Below are 16,345 nucleotides of genomic sequence, written 5' to 3'. Positions count from 1 at the left end.
ACATTTTTATACACAAAATTTTTTTTATTAATTTTTCCCCTGTCCTTGAAGTAAGGTTAATATTTGTTTCTTTACAACGGGGTGGATACTGTTGTCCTCTAAGAAATCTAGTGGGAAATATACTTTATGATCTCGCTTCATGCGACCAGAAATTGAATCTACAATAATAGATTCACGCGATAGCTCTCGTAGTTCTCCATTTTTCATTTCTAAGAATATAGGAACACGCACTTCTTCCTCTCCTGGTCGATAAAAGTCATAAGGTAAATCTGCTGTCGTATCGTGGACAAGATAATATTCTGGATTTAAATCAGCTTGTTTGAAGAGTTCTTGTAGTTTTTGATATTTATCTAGCTCTACACCTGGATCTAAATCGATGTATTGAAATAGCTTTCGATTAACAAAACGGCGGCTTAAGTCACTTAATATAGCGTCTTCCTCTTGCATCCAAAGCTGAAAATATGTAAAAAGAATACTCTCATCTAATGCAAGATAGTCCTCAAGCGTAATTGAGTTGCGGAAAAATGCTAAAAAGTGTGTAGGCTCATGCTTAAATTTGTAGCCTGTCAAGCTTAGTTGCTTAGCGCGTTTTAAAATATTATTTAAAACAACCTCAGCACTGCGAGATACTGGGTGGAAATAAATTTGTAAGTACATTTGATAGCGGCTCATTATATAATCCTCTACCGCATGCATGCCCGTCGCCTTAATAACGACCTGATTTTTTCGTGGACGCATCACTCTTAAAATACGTTCCATATCAAAATGACCATAGCTTACGCCAGTGAAATAAGCATCACGCTGTAGGTAGTCCATACGATCAGCATCTATTTGACTCGATATTAAACTAACGACCTGCTTATTGGGATATGTCTTTTCAATTACCTGTGATACTTTCTCCGGGAAATCAGCCGATACTTTTTTTAATACTGCATTTACTTCTGTATCGCCGAGCAAAATTTGTCTTGTATAAAATTCATGATCAAGCTCAAAGACATTTTCAAAAGCATGTGAAAATGGCCCATGCCCTAAATCGTGTAATAGGGCTGCACAAAGCACAAGCAGTCGCTCATCTTCATCCCATTCAGGACGACCTGCAAATATATCATCTACTATGCGGCGTACAATTTCGTATACGCCAAGTGAGTGACTAAAGCGGCTATGCTCTGCCCCATGGAATACTAAAAACGTTGTACCCAGCTGGCGAATTCGACGTAATCGTTGAAATTCTTTCGTACCAACTAGATCCCAAATCACTTGATCCCGTACATGCACATAGCGATGCACTGGGTCCTTGAATACTTTTTCCTCTTGTAATTTAGCTTTTGCATAATGTGTCAATTGTACAGCACCCCCGTTTCCTATTTGTTCTATTATATGCGATTTATATAGGACTAGCATACATATTCCCTTTTAATTGTAGAGACTATCAACCTAACTCACTGTATTCTTGTCATATTTTAGGATTCTATTGACCTAATTTCCAGGTGATGGAGCAAACGTGAAGCTTTACGTCGCTCTGACTCTTCTTTCCGTCACTTCGATGAGTCTATACGTCGCTCTGACTCTTCTTTCCGTCACTTCGAGGTCTTTCCGTCGCTCTGACTCTTTTATCCGTTGTTATATTAAAAGCGCAGAAAAAACAAAAACTATCTCCAACTAGACTAGTGAAGATAGCGCTTTGTTTTACTTATTTCTTTAACTTTGCTAAAACCTTTTCCATTAGTTCTTCTTCCGTTAATGCAGCAACAGGACGGCTATTTACAAAGGTAAATGTTTTTTTACGTCCTGGGCCACAATAGGAATGACAGCCAATTTCGATGGTTGCATCAGGATCGATTTCCTTTAATTTTGGAATTAACGTTTTTAAGTTAACGGCCTGACATTCATCGCAAACTTTAAATTCGTTTGCCATTTTGTCAACAACCCTTTCTATATAGTATTTTTTTAATCTAAAAATCGTTTCTATGGAACGTATGACTTTCACATATTTAAGTATGTAGCATACGTACAAACCTACATCGGGTATTGTATCGCATTTTTCCCCTTGTATTCAAGCATAATTCTTTCCACATAGATGAATAAAAGGTTAAAAGATTGGTCATGCTAGTTGTAAATAAAAGTTCCAAATAAAGGTGGGAGGATTTTAATATGAGTAAAATAAGACAAGATGCTTGGTTAGAAGAAAACGATGAATTATTAGCAGAGGCAGTAATTCGCCATGTGACGGAAGGTAGTACACAATTAAATGCCTTTGAAGAAGCTGGTGATGCTTTAAATCGTACTGCTGCTGCATGTGGTTTTCGTTGGAATGCTGTTGTTCGTAAAGAATACGAGGGACAATTATCAGAAGCCAAAAAAGAAAGAAAAGAAAGAATGCGAGTGTTAGGAGCTCCAGCAAGACGCCGTGCTTCTAGTATGTTTACAGTTAATAGTAGTGCCGCGGAGGGTAAATCAATTCCTCTATCTGCATTAAATCTTGATATTGTCATAGCCTATTTACTACGTTTACAGCACTCTGGTGAAATAGGTAATGAGTCTTCAAAATGGAGACAACTAGTACACGTAACATCTGAGAAAAATAAAAAACTAGAGAAAACAATTTCTCAGCTTGAAGAGGAAAATAGAGCTATTCGAAAAGATTACGAGCAATTTGTACAAATTATGAATCGCGCTAGACGACTAGTAACACTAGATGAAGAGGATGAACGAATTGCACCTGTTTTCAAAATGGAGAAAAACGGAAATCTTGTTGTAAGTAGCCCTTTTCAAGAAAATGGCGATGCGCTTAATTAGCAGCATCGCTTTTTTTTTCACTTCATCAATTCGGTTCAAGCATTTTCGAATTCCGTTCTAAAATACGTTGTAAATAAAATGCATATAGCGTTAATTCTTCATCATGAAAAGATTCAACTCGAATTTCTTCTGCCATATTGTTAAGAAACTGCTGTAAACGAATCACAACGTCTTCCACTGTTAATGATGCATCAATAAGTTCAGATAATGACGCCATTACATCAGGTACAATATTTGGATACGTAAATTTTGTTTCGGCTCCTCTAAGACTTTCCTCATAAAAGTCACGAATGAGTGCAGCTCGATCTGAACCGCTTCCTTCAATACATAAATAAATTTGCACTGCTACACCTTGACGTAAGCGTCTCTGAGAAATACCAGCAAATTTCTTTCCTGCAATACTTAAATCATAGGATCCTGGACAATAGGAGCCTACAATTTCATAGGCTTCAATTTGATCCGCTACTTCAGGGAATAATCCCTTTACTAGAGCTACCATTACATCATAGCCATCATTAATACTTAACGCTTCCGTTTGTTCAGATAAAACTATAGAAATATTTAGTACACCTTCATCCAAGACAACTGCTAATCCGCCTGAATTGCGTACAATAGGATGATAGCCACGTGCTTTAAGCAAGTCCATGCCCTGCTGCACATATGGTAAACGGTGATCCTGAATACCAAGCACAACAGATGCATCATGTACCCATGTCCGAATAGTTGGTGGAGTGGATAATTGCCCAACTAGCTGACATAAAGTATCGTCTGTTGCAAAGGATTCAAGTGGCGATCTTTGCTTCGCGCTAATGGATTGATCGTAAAGACGCCAAATCGGCTGTTGTAAAATACTTTTCATGATTGGAGCTCCTCTATTTACATCTCTTCTCTTTAGAATACATTATCTATGGAAGGTGTCAAATTCGTGAAATGCAATCATGAACTTAGGGAATTTGTACAAACTATGATAAACTAAAATTTGAATGCTATTCACTTATAAAGGAGTGTTTTTAATAATGAATGAAGCAGCAATTACTTTAGATGGTTGGTACGCTTTACATGATTTTCGCTCAATCGACTGGGCTTCATGGAAACTAGTTTCTGCTGAGGAACGCCAAGCAGCAGTAGAAGAATTCATTGCCTATTTAGAAAAATTAAACGAAGCTGATATCGCTAAAACAGGTGCCCATGCATTTTACGCAATTGTTGGTCAAAAAGCGGACTTTATGATTATGACATTACGCGAAACAATGGAAGAGCTACAAGAACTTGAAGCTGAATTCAATAAATTGGCGATTGCTGATTTTACAATTCCTACATATTCATATGTATCTGTTGTAGAGCTTTCTAACTATTTAGCAGGTGAATCAGACGAAGATCCTTACCAAAATCCACATGTGCGTGCGCGTCTATATCCTGAACTTCCACGTGCTAAGCATGTATGCTTCTATCCAATGGATAAGCGTCGTCAAGGCAATGACAACTGGTATATGCTTTCAATGGACGAACGCAAATCTCTAATGCGTTCTCACGGTATGATTGGTCGTGGCTATGCTGGTAAAGTTAAACAAATTATTACTGGTTCTGTTGGCTTCGATGATCATGAATGGGGCGTAACATTATTTGCAGATGACGTACTACAATTCAAAAAATTAGTATATGAAATGCGTTTTGATGAAGTTTCAGCTCGCTACGGTGAGTTCGGTGCATTCTTCGTTGGTAACCTTCTTGATCAAGAAAAACTTGTGAAATTCTTAACTGTTTAATCTAAAATGCCTTTAAATATAAAAATGCGAGTCGCTACTGCGGACTCGCATTTTTTAAAATTCGTTTTCTTCGCTGTTCTCTGATTCCAATATTAAAATAATTGTATGAATAAAAAATCCAGTTAGAATCATAAGGAAAACTAAATACCAACTATACGGTTGATGATAGTATTCTGCTATACCAATGGCCATGAATGCACTTATGATAATTGCTACAAACGTACCAAAAATATGCATTATAACACTCCTTCATGAAAGCAAAAAATAATTTTCCACTTTAGTATGTCACAGTTTATTTTTGATATACTTGCAAAACATTAGATTTCATCTACTTAATCAAAAAAAGTTAACAAAAATAAAAAAGTGTCACCTACTACGATGACACTTTCTTATTTTCATACATCAGGACCTTTCATCCTTAACCTTCAAAATTAGTATAATCGTATTGATAAAAAATCCAACTACGATTATTAATATAAAGAGATACCAATGGAGTGGCTGTCCGTAAAAACTCCCCACTAAAAATGCCAGCACAGCACTCAACAAAATACCTATCCAAACACCAATCTCCATACCCTGTCACCTCACATGTATTCAATACACATGCAATTTCCTATCTCACATTCCCCATTATATTTTCTATTCTCTATTTACCTATTTTCGTAAAATTTAAGCTCGTCACCATAACGTGGGGTTGATTTTCGTTCCGGCTAGGCGGTTTCCTGGGGGCGTCGGGGCAAAAAATGTTTTTTGTGCGAAAGCGTAGCGTCAGCAACTGGATGTTTTTTGTACGTGGCATACGTTTGATGTAATTTTTAAAAAAATCTGGCCCTCTTTTACAGACTACTAGTTATTACTAATATATGCTTAGCATTTTTAAGTTGTGAATTTCTTTCATTAAAATTGAACATGTCTACAATACCATCATGCATATACTGTCTGCGAGGAGGAGTGAAAGTCGCCGTTATAAAGACGAATGATGCACAAACAGCCATGCTAGCAAGGCTTATGCGCGCTGAGGCAGAAGGTGAAGGAAATTTAGGTATGCTGATGGTCGGCAATGTGGGCGTCAATCGTGTACGAGCAGATTGTTTAGATTTTACAGATGTTCGTACAATAGAACAAATGGTTTTTCAGCGTCCTGGGGGCTTTGAAGCGACACAAAAAGGCTTCTTTTATCAACGAGCACGTGATCAAGACCTTCGATTAGCAAAGAGAGTTATTCAAGGCGAAAGATTTCATCCAGCGACTCGTTCGCTATGGTTTTTCAGACCTGAGGGAGATTGTCCAGCACAGTGGTATGGTCAGTGGAACACGGGAAGATTCAAAGCACATTGCTTCTTCTCGCCAACCGAAGAAGATTGTCCTCAAATCTAAAAGAAAGAAGGTTGATAACTTATGATGCCTTATTATTGGACACCGACAACGCAACAACAAATGCCTCCACAGGTAATGCCTCCACAGACGACTGGAGCACGACCACCTGGACGGGAGCAATCGTATATTGAAAACATTTTTCGCTTGAATCGTGGAAAACCTGGTACTTTCCATTTCTCTTTCGAACATGCAGTTGAGCCAGGAAAAAACACGAAAATTGTGCGAGGCGTTGTAGAAGCTGCTGGTCGAGACCACGTTATTTTACGTGAACTCAAATCGAATCATCGTTTCCTATTCCCTATGATTTACTTTGATTTTGCTGAATATGATGAAGAAATGGCTTATTTTAACCAAAATCCATAATTAAAATGAGTTGTTATACATTCATATTTTCTTATATGGTAAAATTCCACTCCTCTATATGCAAGTAAGATAAGAGCCGAATCGGCGTGCCTCTTCGCTACATTTTACTCATGCTTCGTCGCATCGCAAGTTACGCTACAAAACGAGGAATCTATAAGGATATTTGCCATTAGATCAAAAAAATTGGCATGTTAGGATACCTCCTAGTATGCCAATTTTTATTTAAACCCTATACCTTACGGAACTATTGATTTTCTTGTAAAAACTGCAATGTTGCTTTCCCTAATGTTTTGGCAGCAATCAACATTGCAAGTTCATCAAAGTCAAAGCGTGCATGATGATGAGGATATGCTACTTCCCACTCCGGCTTTTTAGCACCTGTGAAGAAAAATGTACCTGGTACATTCTCTAAATAATACGCAAAGTCCTCACCAATCATAAATGGTGGGCACGATATAATATTTTCTACTCCTGGTATATCTGCTGCAAGTTGTGCAATAAATTCTGTTTCTTTCGCATGATTGTAAACAGGTGGATAGCCTCTTGTATAACGATAATCATAGCTTGCACCAAAGGCCAAACAAGTGGCATTTAACACTGCCTCAAGTTCTTGCTCCAATTGTCTGCGTACCTGCTCCTCAAAAGTACGGACTGTTCCAGCTAATACTACTCGTTCAGCAATAACATTGAAAGGATTAATCGCCTCAAAATGACCAATTGTTAAAACGGCTGATTTTAATGGATCAATGCGTCGAGATATAATCTGCTGTGCATTGACTACAAACTGTGACGCAAGAGTAACTGCATCAATAGAATGATGAGGCTCCGCACCATGACCACCTTTGCCATGAATCGTAATTTCCACTTTATCTGCAGCAGCCATAATTGCCCCATCTCTCACCAATATATCCCCTAAAGGTGTTGGTGCCCATAAATGTGTACCGAAAATAACATCTACTCCGTCTAGACAGCCATCTTCAATCATAGGCTTTGCTCCACCTGGCGCCATTTCTTCTGCATGTTGATGAATAAATACTACATTGCCTGCAATGTCATCCTTTATTGCATTAAGTGCTTTAGCAAGCCCTAGTAATGTTGCAGTATGACCATCATGTCCACATGCATGCATTTTACCATCTACTTTTGACTTATAAGGGACGTCATTTTCCTCCTGAATTGCCAATGCATCAAAATCAGCGCGCAACGCCACTGTTTTACCCGGCTTCCCTCCACGTAAAGTAGCAACAACACCACGTTCACCTACATGCTCACGAACCTCATGCCCTAACGCTCGATGAAAAGCAGCTACATACGACGGTGTCTCCACTTCCTCAAAGGATAATTCCGGATATTCATGTAGATGGCGACGAATCGCTACCATTTCATCATAGTTATGATCTAGTAAAGTAAAAAGCTTCTCCATATCCCAAATCCTCACTTTCCATTTGTCGAACTTATTTGATAATAACAGTGTACTATAAATCCTTACAAAAACAATAGGAATTAAAACTACCAATCTATAGAAATTATATTGTTGATTAGGAAGAAAAATTCTCTTGATCCGTTACTAGTATTTACCTCTTTAAAAAAACAAAAACTCCCTCACACATAGTGCAAAGGAGTAACTTTGTAGGAATATCTATTAATTTTTTTATCGCGCATATTTAAGGGCAGATACTATAATTAGAATCCAGCCAGCTAAAAATAGAACACCACCAATTGGTGTGATGGCACCTAGAACTTTAACGCCGCTGATTGCCAGTACATATAAGCTTCCTGAAAAGAAAACGATACCTAGGTTGAAAAAGATTCCAGCTAAATTCAACTGCTTTACTTCACCTAAAAGTTTCGAACTCATCAAAATGCCAATTACAAGTAGACCCGTGGCATGAAACATTTGGTACTGAACAGCTGTCTCCCAAATCCCACGACCATAATCGTCTAGAACTCCTTTTAAAGCATGTGCACCGAATGCACCCAATGCCACTGCTAAAAAGCCGTGGAGTGCACCTGTCACGATAAATTTTTTCATGTTATTTTCCCTACCTTTAATCATGATTAAAAGTCAAAAATTGAATCACCATTTGCTCCATCTTCTTCTTCAATTTTTGCTGTATATAAACTTGTTTGCTTCGGCTCTGATACTAACATTTGTGGCAGATGTTTTGACTGCGCTTTAGAATTGCCGTCAGGTGAGTCTAATACTACATCACATAATGCTCGGATTGCTGTTAAGGCTTCACGAATTTCTTGTTCGTTTCCAGTATTTTTGACACCAGATAATTGTTTTTCAAGTTGTTGAATAACGGCTTGATAAGGAATCATTGCATTCTCCCACTTTCTGCTTTTGGCACAAACTTTAGACAGTCCGTGTCAGAGGATTGTTTAACGACAACGGATGGTATTTGCTTCGTTTTAAAACCGTATGCTACACAGGCCCGTGGCGTTTGTGGGTCCCATGTTACTTTGAAATATTGACATTTGAAACAATTTACCTTCATCGTTGTTCCTCACTTTCTTCTATTATTAACTGTAACATGAAATGATAAGTGTATAAAGAATATGATTTGTGCCAATCTAAGCTAGAGACCAATCAATTGGTTGCTCTCCCCATTCCACTAACTGTGCATTGATCTTCGAATATGGTTTACTGCCGAAAAAACCTCGATAAGCACTAAGAGGACTTGGATGAGGTGCTTCTAAAATTAAATGTGGCGTTGAGTATTTACATATTAATTGTTTTTTTCGTTGTGCTGGTTTACCCCAAAGCACAAAGATAATTGGTTTATCTCTTGATGCTAATTTATTGATTACAGCATCCGTAAATTGCTCCCATCCTTGTTCTTTATGAGAATTCGCCTGTCCTGCTCGAACTGTTAATACAGTGTTCAATAACATTACACCCTGCTGTGCCCATTTTGTTAATGTTCCGTTTTGAGGGCTTGGACAGCCAAGATCATCCTGTAACTCTTGTAGCATATTTCGCAAGCTTGGTGGATGTGGGATTCCCGGCATGACCGAAAAACTTAATCCATGCGCTTGGTTTGGTCCATGATAAGGGTCCTGACCTAAAATTACGACCTTTACGTCATGATAAGCCGTCGTATAAAATGCATTCATTACGTCATTCATCGGTGGATAAATTGTTTGTGTTGCATATTCATCTACTACAAATTGACGTAGCTTTGTATAGTATGTTTTTTCTATTTCTTCAACAAGTATTTCTTGCCAGTCATTCGGGAATGCTTGTTTCATCGTAATATAAGCCCCTTTCTCTTCTTACAACGGTACAAAAAAATAATGTTGAATTCAAGCATCAGAAAAAGAAGTTAAACTGACCTTGTAAAAATATATAATTCTGACTATTTTTACGGAATCAGAATAAGACTATACTAGATGGTAATTATCAATTATGCCTCGGCATAATTGTGTCCGGATTCCGCTTTGTGCCTGCACAAAGCGGAATCCGCTGAAATAAGTTAAAACTTTCATCTATAAAGGAGATCTTCCACATGGTTCTTAAAAAAACATTAACGATTGCTGGTTCAGATACATCAGGTGGCGCAGGTATGCAAGCCGATCTTAAAACATTCCAGGAGCACGGCACATATGGCATGGTGGCATTAACAGTTGTCGTAACAATGGATCCAAACGGTTGGACTCATAACGTAACGCCATTACCAACAGAGCTTTTGCAAAAACAAATTGATACTGCTCTTTCAACAGGCATTGACGCAATAAAAACTGGTATGCTGTCAACTGAAGAAATTATTCGTATCGCAGGTGATGCTATCGCAAAATCTGGTACGACAAATGTTGTCATTGACCCTGTAATGGTATGTAAGGGGGAAGATGAAGTATTGAACCCTGGTAACACAGATGCAATGATTCAACATCTTTTACCATTAGCCGCAATTACAACACCTAACCTGTTTGAGGCTGGGCAATTAGCTGGAACTGGAACACCAAAAACAATCGATGAAATGAAAACAACAGCTCGTAAAATTCACGAGCTTGGTGCTAAAGCTGTTGTGATTAAAGGTGGAAAAGCGTTAGCTACTGAAAAAGCAACTGACTTATTCTTCGACGGTGACAAATTCTACTTATTAGAATCTGAAAAAGTTGCTTCTACTTATAACCACGGGGCTGGCTGTACATTTGCTGCTTCAGTAACAGCAAACCTTGCAAACGGTCTTTCAATAAAAGAAGCTGTAATTGAAGCAAAAGAATTCGTTTCAGCTGCAATCGCTCACGGTTGGGCATTAAATGACTATGTAGGACCAGTTATGCACGGTGCAAAATCTCGTTTTGGCGCACCACAAGTAACAGTCTCAGAAATTTAAAAACGAAGAGGCATCTGATTAATTTCAGATGCCTCTTTTACATATAGTAGTTCTCCATCATTTCGATGAATAATCCCATGGATCATTCATCGAAATAAATTGAGCCAATGCCTTACTTTCCTTTTTACGCTCTGCACGTGCTTTTGCTCGTTCAGCTGCAGTTTCATGTAGCTTAGTCTCTTCTACAGTTTCTGGAATAACAGATGGAACTGGAGCTGGTTTATTATTTTCATCTAATGCAACAAATGTTAATAATGCTGTTGCTGCTACCTTGCGTTCTCCCGTTTTTAAATTCTCAGAAATGACCTTTACGAAAACTTCCATTGAAGATGTCCCTGTCCACGTTACATAAGATTCGAAATAGACAGAGTCGGTCGGGCGTATTGGATGCAGGAAGTCTACAGAATCCGTTGAGGCCGTTACACAATCTCTACGACTATGCTTAGCAGCTGAAATTGAAGCTACTTGATCGATATCACTCATTAATCGACCACCAAACAGTGTATTATGATTATTAATATCATTCGGAAAAACTCGACTTGTACGCATAACTCTAGAATCTTTACAATATTTAAAGTCTTTGTTCACATCTAGTCCCCCTAAAACAACTGTTTTTTCTACTATATTGCTCTATTTTTCCATAAATATCAAATTCATTATCGGAAAATTAAGTTTTTTTGACCGTGGTTTTTTTAATGCTCTGGACAAGATACGTTACTACTTCATATGCCATATATTAGCTGTATATGGGAGGGAGAAAAATGGTAAGACGTAGACAACAACAAGGCCCAAATGGAGAAGGGAATTTCCTAGCTGGTGAAGAAGCAGGTCTCCTAGGTGAAGATACAGGTATCCAAAGTGGAGATATAACCTCTACTAAGGTAGAACTAATATCCTCAATGGTTTTAACAATAGGGTATTCATTAGCAACCCTCTCCACCGTTTTGGCATTGCAGGAAGCAGAGGCAGATGAACAAACAAGAACATCCGACGCGCAAAATCAAAATTCGCAATTTAGACATATGCATAAGCATCTACAAAATCTCAACAACCGTCTAGATTCCATTGAACGAAAACTCAACCGATATTAGCAAATACATACCCTTAAAAACCACTAATTATACAAAGCCGCGATTCTCCGTCATAAAAGAGAATCGCGGCTTTTTTACTATACTATGATAATGAGCTTTCCGTCTTCTTACCTTATTACAGCTATACATATCAATGTTGAAGGAATGTCATCTATTGTACCAAGATAGAATTCGTTATTACCTAGTTTAAAATTCCCTTCAACATTATGCGCTGTCTATCCGTCAATTAAGGAAGAAATAATGGTCGCAGTATCTTTTCATTGGTGAAACCGCATACAATACAAAACGACACATTTTGTACAAAATTGCTCTCACACTCATTATATTGATATATTTATATAATTTTTTCAAGAATATTGCTTAAAAAAATCTTCATAGATTAAAAGATGCAATCAATTAAAAAAGCTTTATTACTTCTTCATACTCTTCTGTTGTGAATACTCTAGAGTTCGTAATGAAATGCATATTTTCAACACTATCTAAAGAAAAACTTGCACCTCTGCCCTCAATCGCATGAATAATCAATTGCGTATGCTTAAAATATTCATACTGCGCTCTATGAATGTAAAAAGGAACGTCACCTATTTTACCAAGATAGATATCGTTTTCACCAATTTTAAAATCTCCTTCTACATAACACATCGGTGCAGAGCCATCACAGCAACCCCCAGATTGATAAAACATGATAGCGCCATGCTGACTCTTAATTAACTCTATTAAATTTAAAGCCTCTTTTGTTGCAATCACTCGTTCTACCATGTTGTTATTCATCCTTTGGTATTAAAAAAATCCTTGTGCTTCTTTTTTGTAGCTCACTAAAAGACACTTAGTTTGTTGGTAGTGATCTAACATCATTGCGTGGTTTTCACGACCGATACCTGAAAGTTTGAATCCACCAAATGCAGCACCCGCTGGATATTGATGATAAGTGTTTGTCCACACACGACCAGCTTGAATAGCTCGACCTGCACGGTAAGCGATGTCACCAGAACGTGACCAAACACCAGCACCTAAACCATATTCTGTATCATTTGCAATTTCCATAGCTTCATCAAAATCTTTGAATGTAGTTACGCCAAGCACTGGACCAAAGATTTCTTCTTGGAAGATTCGCATCTTATTATGACCTTTGAAAACTGTTGGTTTAATGTAGTTACCTCCTGCAAGGTCGCCTTCAAGAATATTTTCTTCTCCACCTATTAAGCACTCAGCACCTTCTTCTTTACCAAGTTTTAGGTAAGAAAGGATTTTTTGTTTTTGTTCGTTAGAAGCTTGAGCACCCATCATGACTTCTGTATCTAATGGATTACCAATTTTAATAGCTTTTACGCGTTCTAATGCAAGTTCAATGAATTTATCGTAAATGGATTCTTGAACAAGTGCACGTGAAGGACAAGTACAAATTTCACCTGAGTTTAATGCGAACATCACAAAGCCCTCAATTGCTTTATTTAAATATTCATCATCTGAAGCCATTACGTCCTCAAAGAATACATTTGGTGATTTACCACCTAGTTCTAACGTTACAGGAATAATATTTTCAGTTGCATATTGCATAATTTGGCGACCAACAGCTGTTGAACCAGTAAAAGCAACTTTTGCAATTCGTTTGTTCGTTGCAAGTGGTTTACCAACTTCAACACCAAAGCCGTTTACAATGTTAAGTACGCCTTTTGGTAAGATGTCTTGGATTGTTTCAATTAACACTAATAATGAAACAGGCGTTTGCTCAGCTGGTTTCATCACGATACAGTTACCTGCTGCAAGTGCAGGAGCAATTTTCCAAGCAGCCATTAAGATTGGGAAGTTCCAAGGAATGATTTGGCCAACTACACCTAGTGGCTCTTGGAAGTGGTATGCAACAGTGTCGTTATCTAATTGTGTTGTGCGCCCTTCTTGTGCACGGATAACACCTGCAAAATAACGGAAGTGATCAATTGCTAAAGGAATATCTGCGTTTAAAGTTTCGCGAACTGCTTTACCATTATCCCATGATTCTGCAACAGCAATCATTTCTAAGTTTTCTTCAATGCGATCTGCGATTTTATTTAAAATAGAGGCACGCTCAGTTGCACTTGTTTTACCCCATGCATCTTTTGCTGCGTGTGCTGCATCGAGGGCAAGTTCAATATCTTCAGCTGTTGAACGAGCTGCTTTTGTGAAAACCTGACCTGTTACAGGTGTTTTATTTTCAAAATATTGACCTTTAACTGGAGAAACCCATTCGCCACCGATAAAGTTATCATATTTTTCTTTGAAGTTTACTACTGCGCCTGGAGTATTAGGATTTGCATATATCATAGTATCAATCTCCCCATATTTTATTTATGAAACCGCATACATTTATATTAATCTGTTTCACGTGTCCTATATTGATACATTAGAATAGTTTTTTCAAGTAATCCACCTTAATAATGGTAAAAAACATTTTTTAAAATAAAGAAATTTCTGCATTTTATCAATAACATTTATGATTAGTTTGGCAACAAAGCCTTTCGATTTCCCTTTGTCATCTTTTTTAACTATACTAAAAGGAGAAATAATCGAGAGGAGTGTTAAGATGCAAGAAGTACAAGTAAAGACGTTGCAGGAATTATTGAATTCTTTCGCCAACAAAGACGTTTATATTCATCTTGAGACGACGAACGGTTCTTATGCAGCACACTTTGATGAGAAATTTTTTAATGCAGGTGCTTTTATTCGCAATGCTAAAATCAACTATGAGCTTGCTAAAGTGGTAGATGATTCACCCCATCGTGTCGGATTAAAAATGGCACATGGCTGGGTTTATGCTCAAGGCATCACACATTTTGAATTAGATGATTTAGGCCGTTTATTAATGGCTGGACTAGACTACTCAGGTAAATTGGCGATTGCACTTGAAATTAGCGAAACGCCATTTACTTACTAAGGGGGACGACTTTTTGAATTTACAACCACAACGTCATATTTTAATTGTTTACCCTCACCCAGATGATGAGGCTTTTTCAGTTGCTGGAACAATTGCTTACTATACAAAGAAAATGAATACACCTGTTACATATGCCTGTTTAACTTTAGGCGAAATGGGGCGTAATTTAGGAAATCCACCTTTTGCAACACGTGAATCCTTGCCAGAAATTCGACGTAAGGAGCTTATCGCAGCAGCAGAGGCTATGGGAATACAAGATTTACGTATGCTTGGTTTCCGTGATAAAACGATTGAATTTGAAGACGATGAAAAAATGGTAAAGCTTGTTGAAGGTTTAATAGAGGAGTTAATGCCTTCTCTTATCATTACATTCTTACCTGGTTTTGCAGTTCATCCTGACCACGAGGCAACAGCACGTGCTGTAGTAGAAGCTGTTCGTCGTATGCCAAAAGCCGCACGTCCACAAGTGTTAGGCTGTGCCTTTGCAAATGATACAATTGAAAAAAATGGTGAGCCACATGTTGTCAACGATATCAGTGAAATGAAGATGGATAAAATTAAAGCATTACAAGCACATGCATCTCAAACTGCTTGGATGATGCAAGAAACAGAAAAACGTATCGATGACGGTGAGCCCATGAGTGAAAGCTGGCTTAATATTGAAAAATTCTATATTGTAAATCCTGATCAATATGTAAAATAACAATAAATGCGCTGAATGCTCTTTAATAACAATAAAAGGGTTCTGTCCTCTTTCCTAATTGAGAACAGAACCCTTTTATATTAAGCAACCTTCATTTTTTTTAAGAAATGAATAATGAAAGTGATAGCAAAAATAATAATTAACACAACAAAAAACATATAATGTGGAATGTGAATACCGATGACACCGGCTAGCATTTTCAGTGCAATAATTCCAATAATAATAAATGCTGTTGCCTCTAATTCTGGTATTTTTTCAATAACAATTAAAAATAAGCCCGCAATAGTTCTCATCATTAAAATACCTAACATTCCCCCGATTAGTAATATCCAAATTTGATTGGATATCGCAAAAGCGGCAAAAATCGCGTCAATTGAAAAGGCAATATCCATCAGTTCTACAGAAATAACCGTTGCCCAAAACGTTCCAAAAAGGCGAACCAACAATCCTGTTTTTTTCATCTCCTTGGCACTATCTGCTTCCCCAATCTGCAGAAAATGTGCGACACATAGCCAACCTAAATACAGGGCTCCTAGCAATTTAATAAACCAAAATTCTACCAAATAGACACCTATCCCAATAAATAAAAATCGGAAAAAATAGGCTCCCAACATACCGTACATTAAAGCTCGTTTGCGTTGTTTGTTTGGCAAATGCTTCACTAGCACTGCTAATACAAGTGCGTTATCTGCCGATAGTAAACCTTCTATTATAATTAGTGTTGATATTAACCCCCAAGATACAGGGTCAGTTAAGATCTCTTTCCACATTTCCCAATTGAAAAATTGAATGTATGTAGATAGAATTCCTTGAATGATTTCCAATTACATACCCTCCTACTTGTCCTAAGGTATTCTAGTATATGCTTGACCATTTTCGTTATGAGGAAATGTGTGCATCCTTTATTTCTACAAAATATTCTCGAAGAAATTTAATTATTCTGCATTTTGTAGTTTCATAGATGAAATAGACACCGAAAATTTAGAATTCACTAA

The 16,345-nt window shown here is 37.5% G+C and carries 21 protein-coding genes; 8 read left to right on the top strand and 13 right to left on the bottom strand.

Features of this window, described 5'->3' with window-relative positions:
• Positions 1-27: 27 nt before the first annotated feature.
• Both ACIQLB_RS11895 and ACIQLB_RS11890 read right to left on the bottom strand, forming a co-directional pair.
• Positions 28-1,401 (bottom strand): HD domain-containing protein, encoded by a 1,374-nt coding sequence (locus tag ACIQLB_RS11895; protein ID WP_369814334.1) that lies wholly within the window; start codon positions 1,399-1,401, stop codon positions 28-30.
• Between the two features lie 289 nt (positions 1,402-1,690).
• The gene (locus tag ACIQLB_RS11890; RefSeq protein WP_049667962.1) at positions 1,691-1,915 is read right to left on the bottom strand and encodes a YuzB family protein; all 225 of its coding nucleotides are present in this window, start codon (positions 1,913-1,915) and stop codon (positions 1,691-1,693) included.
• A gap of 236 nt (positions 1,916-2,151) precedes the next feature.
• On the opposite strand from ACIQLB_RS11890, the gene ACIQLB_RS11885 reads away from it, so the two are divergent.
• Entirely contained in the window at positions 2,152-2,796 is a 645-nt protein-coding gene (locus ACIQLB_RS11885; protein ID WP_400725599.1) for an RsfA family transcriptional regulator, read from the top strand.
• Between the two features lie 25 nt (positions 2,797-2,821).
• Here the strand turns inward: ACIQLB_RS11885 and lipL are convergent, their stop codons facing one another.
• Positions 2,822-3,655, bottom strand: coding sequence for an octanoyl-[GcvH]:protein N-octanoyltransferase (lipL, locus tag ACIQLB_RS11880; protein ID WP_400725597.1), 834 nt, complete (start codon positions 3,653-3,655; stop codon positions 2,822-2,824).
• Positions 3,656-3,812: 157 nt separating this feature from the next.
• On the opposite strand from lipL, the gene hemQ reads away from it, so the two are divergent.
• Positions 3,813-4,562 (top strand): hydrogen peroxide-dependent heme synthase, encoded by a 750-nt coding sequence (gene hemQ, locus ACIQLB_RS11875; RefSeq protein ID WP_400725594.1) that lies wholly within the window; start codon positions 3,813-3,815, stop codon positions 4,560-4,562.
• A gap of 54 nt (positions 4,563-4,616) precedes the next feature.
• Here hemQ and ACIQLB_RS11870 read toward each other — a convergent pair whose 3' ends face one another.
• Entirely contained in the window at positions 4,617-4,799 is a 183-nt protein-coding gene (locus ACIQLB_RS11870) for a hypothetical protein (protein WP_400725591.1), read from the bottom strand.
• Positions 4,800-5,555: 756 nt separating this feature from the next.
• Between ACIQLB_RS11870 and ACIQLB_RS11865 the strand changes: the two genes are divergently transcribed.
• Positions 5,556-5,939: a cell wall hydrolase gene (locus ACIQLB_RS11865; RefSeq protein WP_400725865.1), complete on the top strand. Its 384-nt coding sequence runs from the start codon at positions 5,556-5,558 to the stop codon at positions 5,937-5,939.
• Positions 5,940-5,960: 21 nt separating this feature from the next.
• A complete protein-coding gene (gene gerQ, locus ACIQLB_RS11860; RefSeq protein WP_082172840.1) occupies positions 5,961-6,302 on the top strand; it encodes a spore coat protein GerQ in 342 nt (113 codons plus the stop codon).
• Positions 6,303-6,546: 244 nt separating this feature from the next.
• On the opposite strand, the gene ACIQLB_RS11855 is transcribed toward gerQ, so the two are convergent.
• From ACIQLB_RS11855 to ACIQLB_RS11835, 5 genes are all read right to left on the bottom strand, one after another.
• Positions 6,547-7,725: a M20 family metallopeptidase gene (locus ACIQLB_RS11855; RefSeq protein ID WP_400725587.1), complete on the bottom strand. Its 1,179-nt coding sequence runs from the start codon at positions 7,723-7,725 to the stop codon at positions 6,547-6,549.
• Between the two features lie 228 nt (positions 7,726-7,953).
• A complete protein-coding gene (locus ACIQLB_RS11850) occupies positions 7,954-8,334 on the bottom strand; it encodes a DUF423 domain-containing protein (protein WP_400725585.1) in 381 nt (126 codons plus the stop codon).
• Positions 8,335-8,360: 26 nt separating this feature from the next.
• On the bottom strand, positions 8,361-8,627 hold the full coding sequence (locus tag ACIQLB_RS11845) for a YwdI family protein (RefSeq protein ID WP_400725582.1): 267 nt from the start codon (positions 8,625-8,627) through the stop codon (positions 8,361-8,363).
• Positions 8,624-8,803 carry a uracil-DNA glycosylase gene (locus ACIQLB_RS11840; protein ID WP_400725579.1) on the bottom strand — a complete coding sequence of 60 codons (180 nt, stop codon included), beginning with the start codon at positions 8,801-8,803 and terminating at the stop codon, positions 8,624-8,626. The genes ACIQLB_RS11845 and ACIQLB_RS11840 overlap by 4 nt, the downstream gene beginning before the upstream one ends.
• 76 nt (positions 8,804-8,879) lie before the next feature.
• Positions 8,880-9,557 (bottom strand): uracil-DNA glycosylase, encoded by a 678-nt coding sequence (locus ACIQLB_RS11835; RefSeq protein WP_400725576.1) that lies wholly within the window; start codon positions 9,555-9,557, stop codon positions 8,880-8,882.
• Positions 9,558-9,814: 257 nt separating this feature from the next.
• On the opposite strand from ACIQLB_RS11835, the gene thiD reads away from it, so the two are divergent.
• Positions 9,815-10,645: a bifunctional hydroxymethylpyrimidine kinase/phosphomethylpyrimidine kinase gene (gene thiD, locus ACIQLB_RS11830; RefSeq protein ID WP_400725573.1), complete on the top strand. Its 831-nt coding sequence runs from the start codon at positions 9,815-9,817 to the stop codon at positions 10,643-10,645.
• Positions 10,646-10,702: 57 nt separating this feature from the next.
• On the opposite strand, the gene ACIQLB_RS11825 is transcribed toward thiD, so the two are convergent.
• Complete coding sequence (locus ACIQLB_RS11825; RefSeq protein ID WP_400725862.1) at positions 10,703-11,194, bottom strand: acyl-CoA thioesterase; 492 nt, start codon at positions 11,192-11,194, stop codon at positions 10,703-10,705.
• Between the two features lie 212 nt (positions 11,195-11,406).
• On the opposite strand from ACIQLB_RS11825, the gene ACIQLB_RS11820 reads away from it, so the two are divergent.
• A complete protein-coding gene (locus ACIQLB_RS11820; RefSeq protein ID WP_400725570.1) occupies positions 11,407-11,736 on the top strand; it encodes a hypothetical protein in 330 nt (109 codons plus the stop codon).
• A gap of 396 nt (positions 11,737-12,132) precedes the next feature.
• On the opposite strand, the gene ACIQLB_RS11815 is transcribed toward ACIQLB_RS11820, so the two are convergent.
• On the bottom strand, positions 12,133-12,495 hold the full coding sequence (locus tag ACIQLB_RS11815; protein ID WP_400725567.1) for a DUF779 domain-containing protein: 363 nt from the start codon (positions 12,493-12,495) through the stop codon (positions 12,133-12,135).
• Positions 12,496-12,516: 21 nt separating this feature from the next.
• Entirely contained in the window at positions 12,517-14,037 is a 1,521-nt protein-coding gene (gene exaC / locus ACIQLB_RS11810) for an acetaldehyde dehydrogenase ExaC (protein WP_400725564.1), read from the bottom strand.
• Positions 14,038-14,296: 259 nt separating this feature from the next.
• Between exaC and ACIQLB_RS11805 the strand changes: the two genes are divergently transcribed.
• Both ACIQLB_RS11805 and bshB2 read left to right on the top strand, forming a co-directional pair.
• A complete protein-coding gene (locus ACIQLB_RS11805) occupies positions 14,297-14,647 on the top strand; it encodes a YojF family protein (RefSeq protein WP_053484519.1) in 351 nt (116 codons plus the stop codon).
• A gap of 13 nt (positions 14,648-14,660) precedes the next feature.
• Complete coding sequence (gene bshB2 / locus ACIQLB_RS11800) at positions 14,661-15,350, top strand: bacillithiol biosynthesis deacetylase BshB2 (protein WP_400725560.1); 690 nt, start codon at positions 14,661-14,663, stop codon at positions 15,348-15,350.
• Positions 15,351-15,430: 80 nt separating this feature from the next.
• Here the strand turns inward: bshB2 and ACIQLB_RS11795 are convergent, their stop codons facing one another.
• Positions 15,431-16,174: a TerC family protein gene (locus ACIQLB_RS11795; RefSeq protein ID WP_400725557.1), complete on the bottom strand. Its 744-nt coding sequence runs from the start codon at positions 16,172-16,174 to the stop codon at positions 15,431-15,433.
• Between the last annotated feature and the right edge of the window lie 171 nt (positions 16,175-16,345).

Source organism: Lysinibacillus sp. NPDC092081, from assembly GCF_044755845.1.
Classification (GTDB): domain Bacteria; phylum Bacillota; class Bacilli; order Bacillales_A; family Planococcaceae; genus Lysinibacillus.
The sequence above is the reverse complement of the archived record's forward strand: the minus strand, read 5'-3'. Positions and strand labels throughout refer to the sequence as shown.

What these genes read in the sequence shown, in the direction of transcription:
- ACIQLB_RS11895 (WP_369814334.1), bottom strand. Translation starts at nt 1,401, where the DNA reads ATGCTAGTCCTATATAAATCGCATATAATAGAACAAATAGGAAACGGG.
- ACIQLB_RS11890 (WP_049667962.1), bottom strand. Translation starts at nt 1,915, where the DNA reads ATGGCAAACGAATTTAAAGTTTGCGATGAATGTCAGGCCGTTAACTTA.
- ACIQLB_RS11885 (WP_400725599.1), top strand. Translation starts at nt 2,152, where the DNA reads ATGAGTAAAATAAGACAAGATGCTTGGTTAGAAGAAAACGATGAATTA.
- lipL (WP_400725597.1), bottom strand. Translation starts at nt 3,655, where the DNA reads ATGAAAAGTATTTTACAACAGCCGATTTGGCGTCTTTACGATCAATCC.
- hemQ (WP_400725594.1), top strand. Translation starts at nt 3,813, where the DNA reads ATGAATGAAGCAGCAATTACTTTAGATGGTTGGTACGCTTTACATGAT.
- ACIQLB_RS11870 (WP_400725591.1), bottom strand. Translation starts at nt 4,799, where the DNA reads ATGCATATTTTTGGTACGTTTGTAGCAATTATCATAAGTGCATTCATG.
- ACIQLB_RS11865 (WP_400725865.1), top strand. Translation starts at nt 5,556, where the DNA reads ATGCTAGCAAGGCTTATGCGCGCTGAGGCAGAAGGTGAAGGAAATTTA.
- gerQ (WP_082172840.1), top strand. Translation starts at nt 5,961, where the DNA reads ATGATGCCTTATTATTGGACACCGACAACGCAACAACAAATGCCTCCA.
- ACIQLB_RS11855 (WP_400725587.1), bottom strand. Translation starts at nt 7,725, where the DNA reads ATGGAGAAGCTTTTTACTTTACTAGATCATAACTATGATGAAATGGTA.
- ACIQLB_RS11850 (WP_400725585.1), bottom strand. Translation starts at nt 8,334, where the DNA reads ATGAAAAAATTTATCGTGACAGGTGCACTCCACGGCTTTTTAGCAGTG.
- ACIQLB_RS11845 (WP_400725582.1), bottom strand. Translation starts at nt 8,627, where the DNA reads ATGATTCCTTATCAAGCCGTTATTCAACAACTTGAAAAACAATTATCT.
- ACIQLB_RS11840 (WP_400725579.1), bottom strand. Translation starts at nt 8,803, where the DNA reads ATGAAGGTAAATTGTTTCAAATGTCAATATTTCAAAGTAACATGGGAC.
- ACIQLB_RS11835 (WP_400725576.1), bottom strand. Translation starts at nt 9,557, where the DNA reads ATGAAACAAGCATTCCCGAATGACTGGCAAGAAATACTTGTTGAAGAA.
- thiD (WP_400725573.1), top strand. Translation starts at nt 9,815, where the DNA reads ATGGTTCTTAAAAAAACATTAACGATTGCTGGTTCAGATACATCAGGT.
- ACIQLB_RS11825 (WP_400725862.1), bottom strand. Translation starts at nt 11,194, where the DNA reads ATGCGTACAAGTCGAGTTTTTCCGAATGATATTAATAATCATAATACA.
- ACIQLB_RS11820 (WP_400725570.1), top strand. Translation starts at nt 11,407, where the DNA reads ATGGTAAGACGTAGACAACAACAAGGCCCAAATGGAGAAGGGAATTTC.
- ACIQLB_RS11815 (WP_400725567.1), bottom strand. Translation starts at nt 12,495, where the DNA reads ATGGTAGAACGAGTGATTGCAACAAAAGAGGCTTTAAATTTAATAGAG.
- exaC (WP_400725564.1), bottom strand. Translation starts at nt 14,037, where the DNA reads ATGATATATGCAAATCCTAATACTCCAGGCGCAGTAGTAAACTTCAAA.
- ACIQLB_RS11805 (WP_053484519.1), top strand. Translation starts at nt 14,297, where the DNA reads ATGCAAGAAGTACAAGTAAAGACGTTGCAGGAATTATTGAATTCTTTC.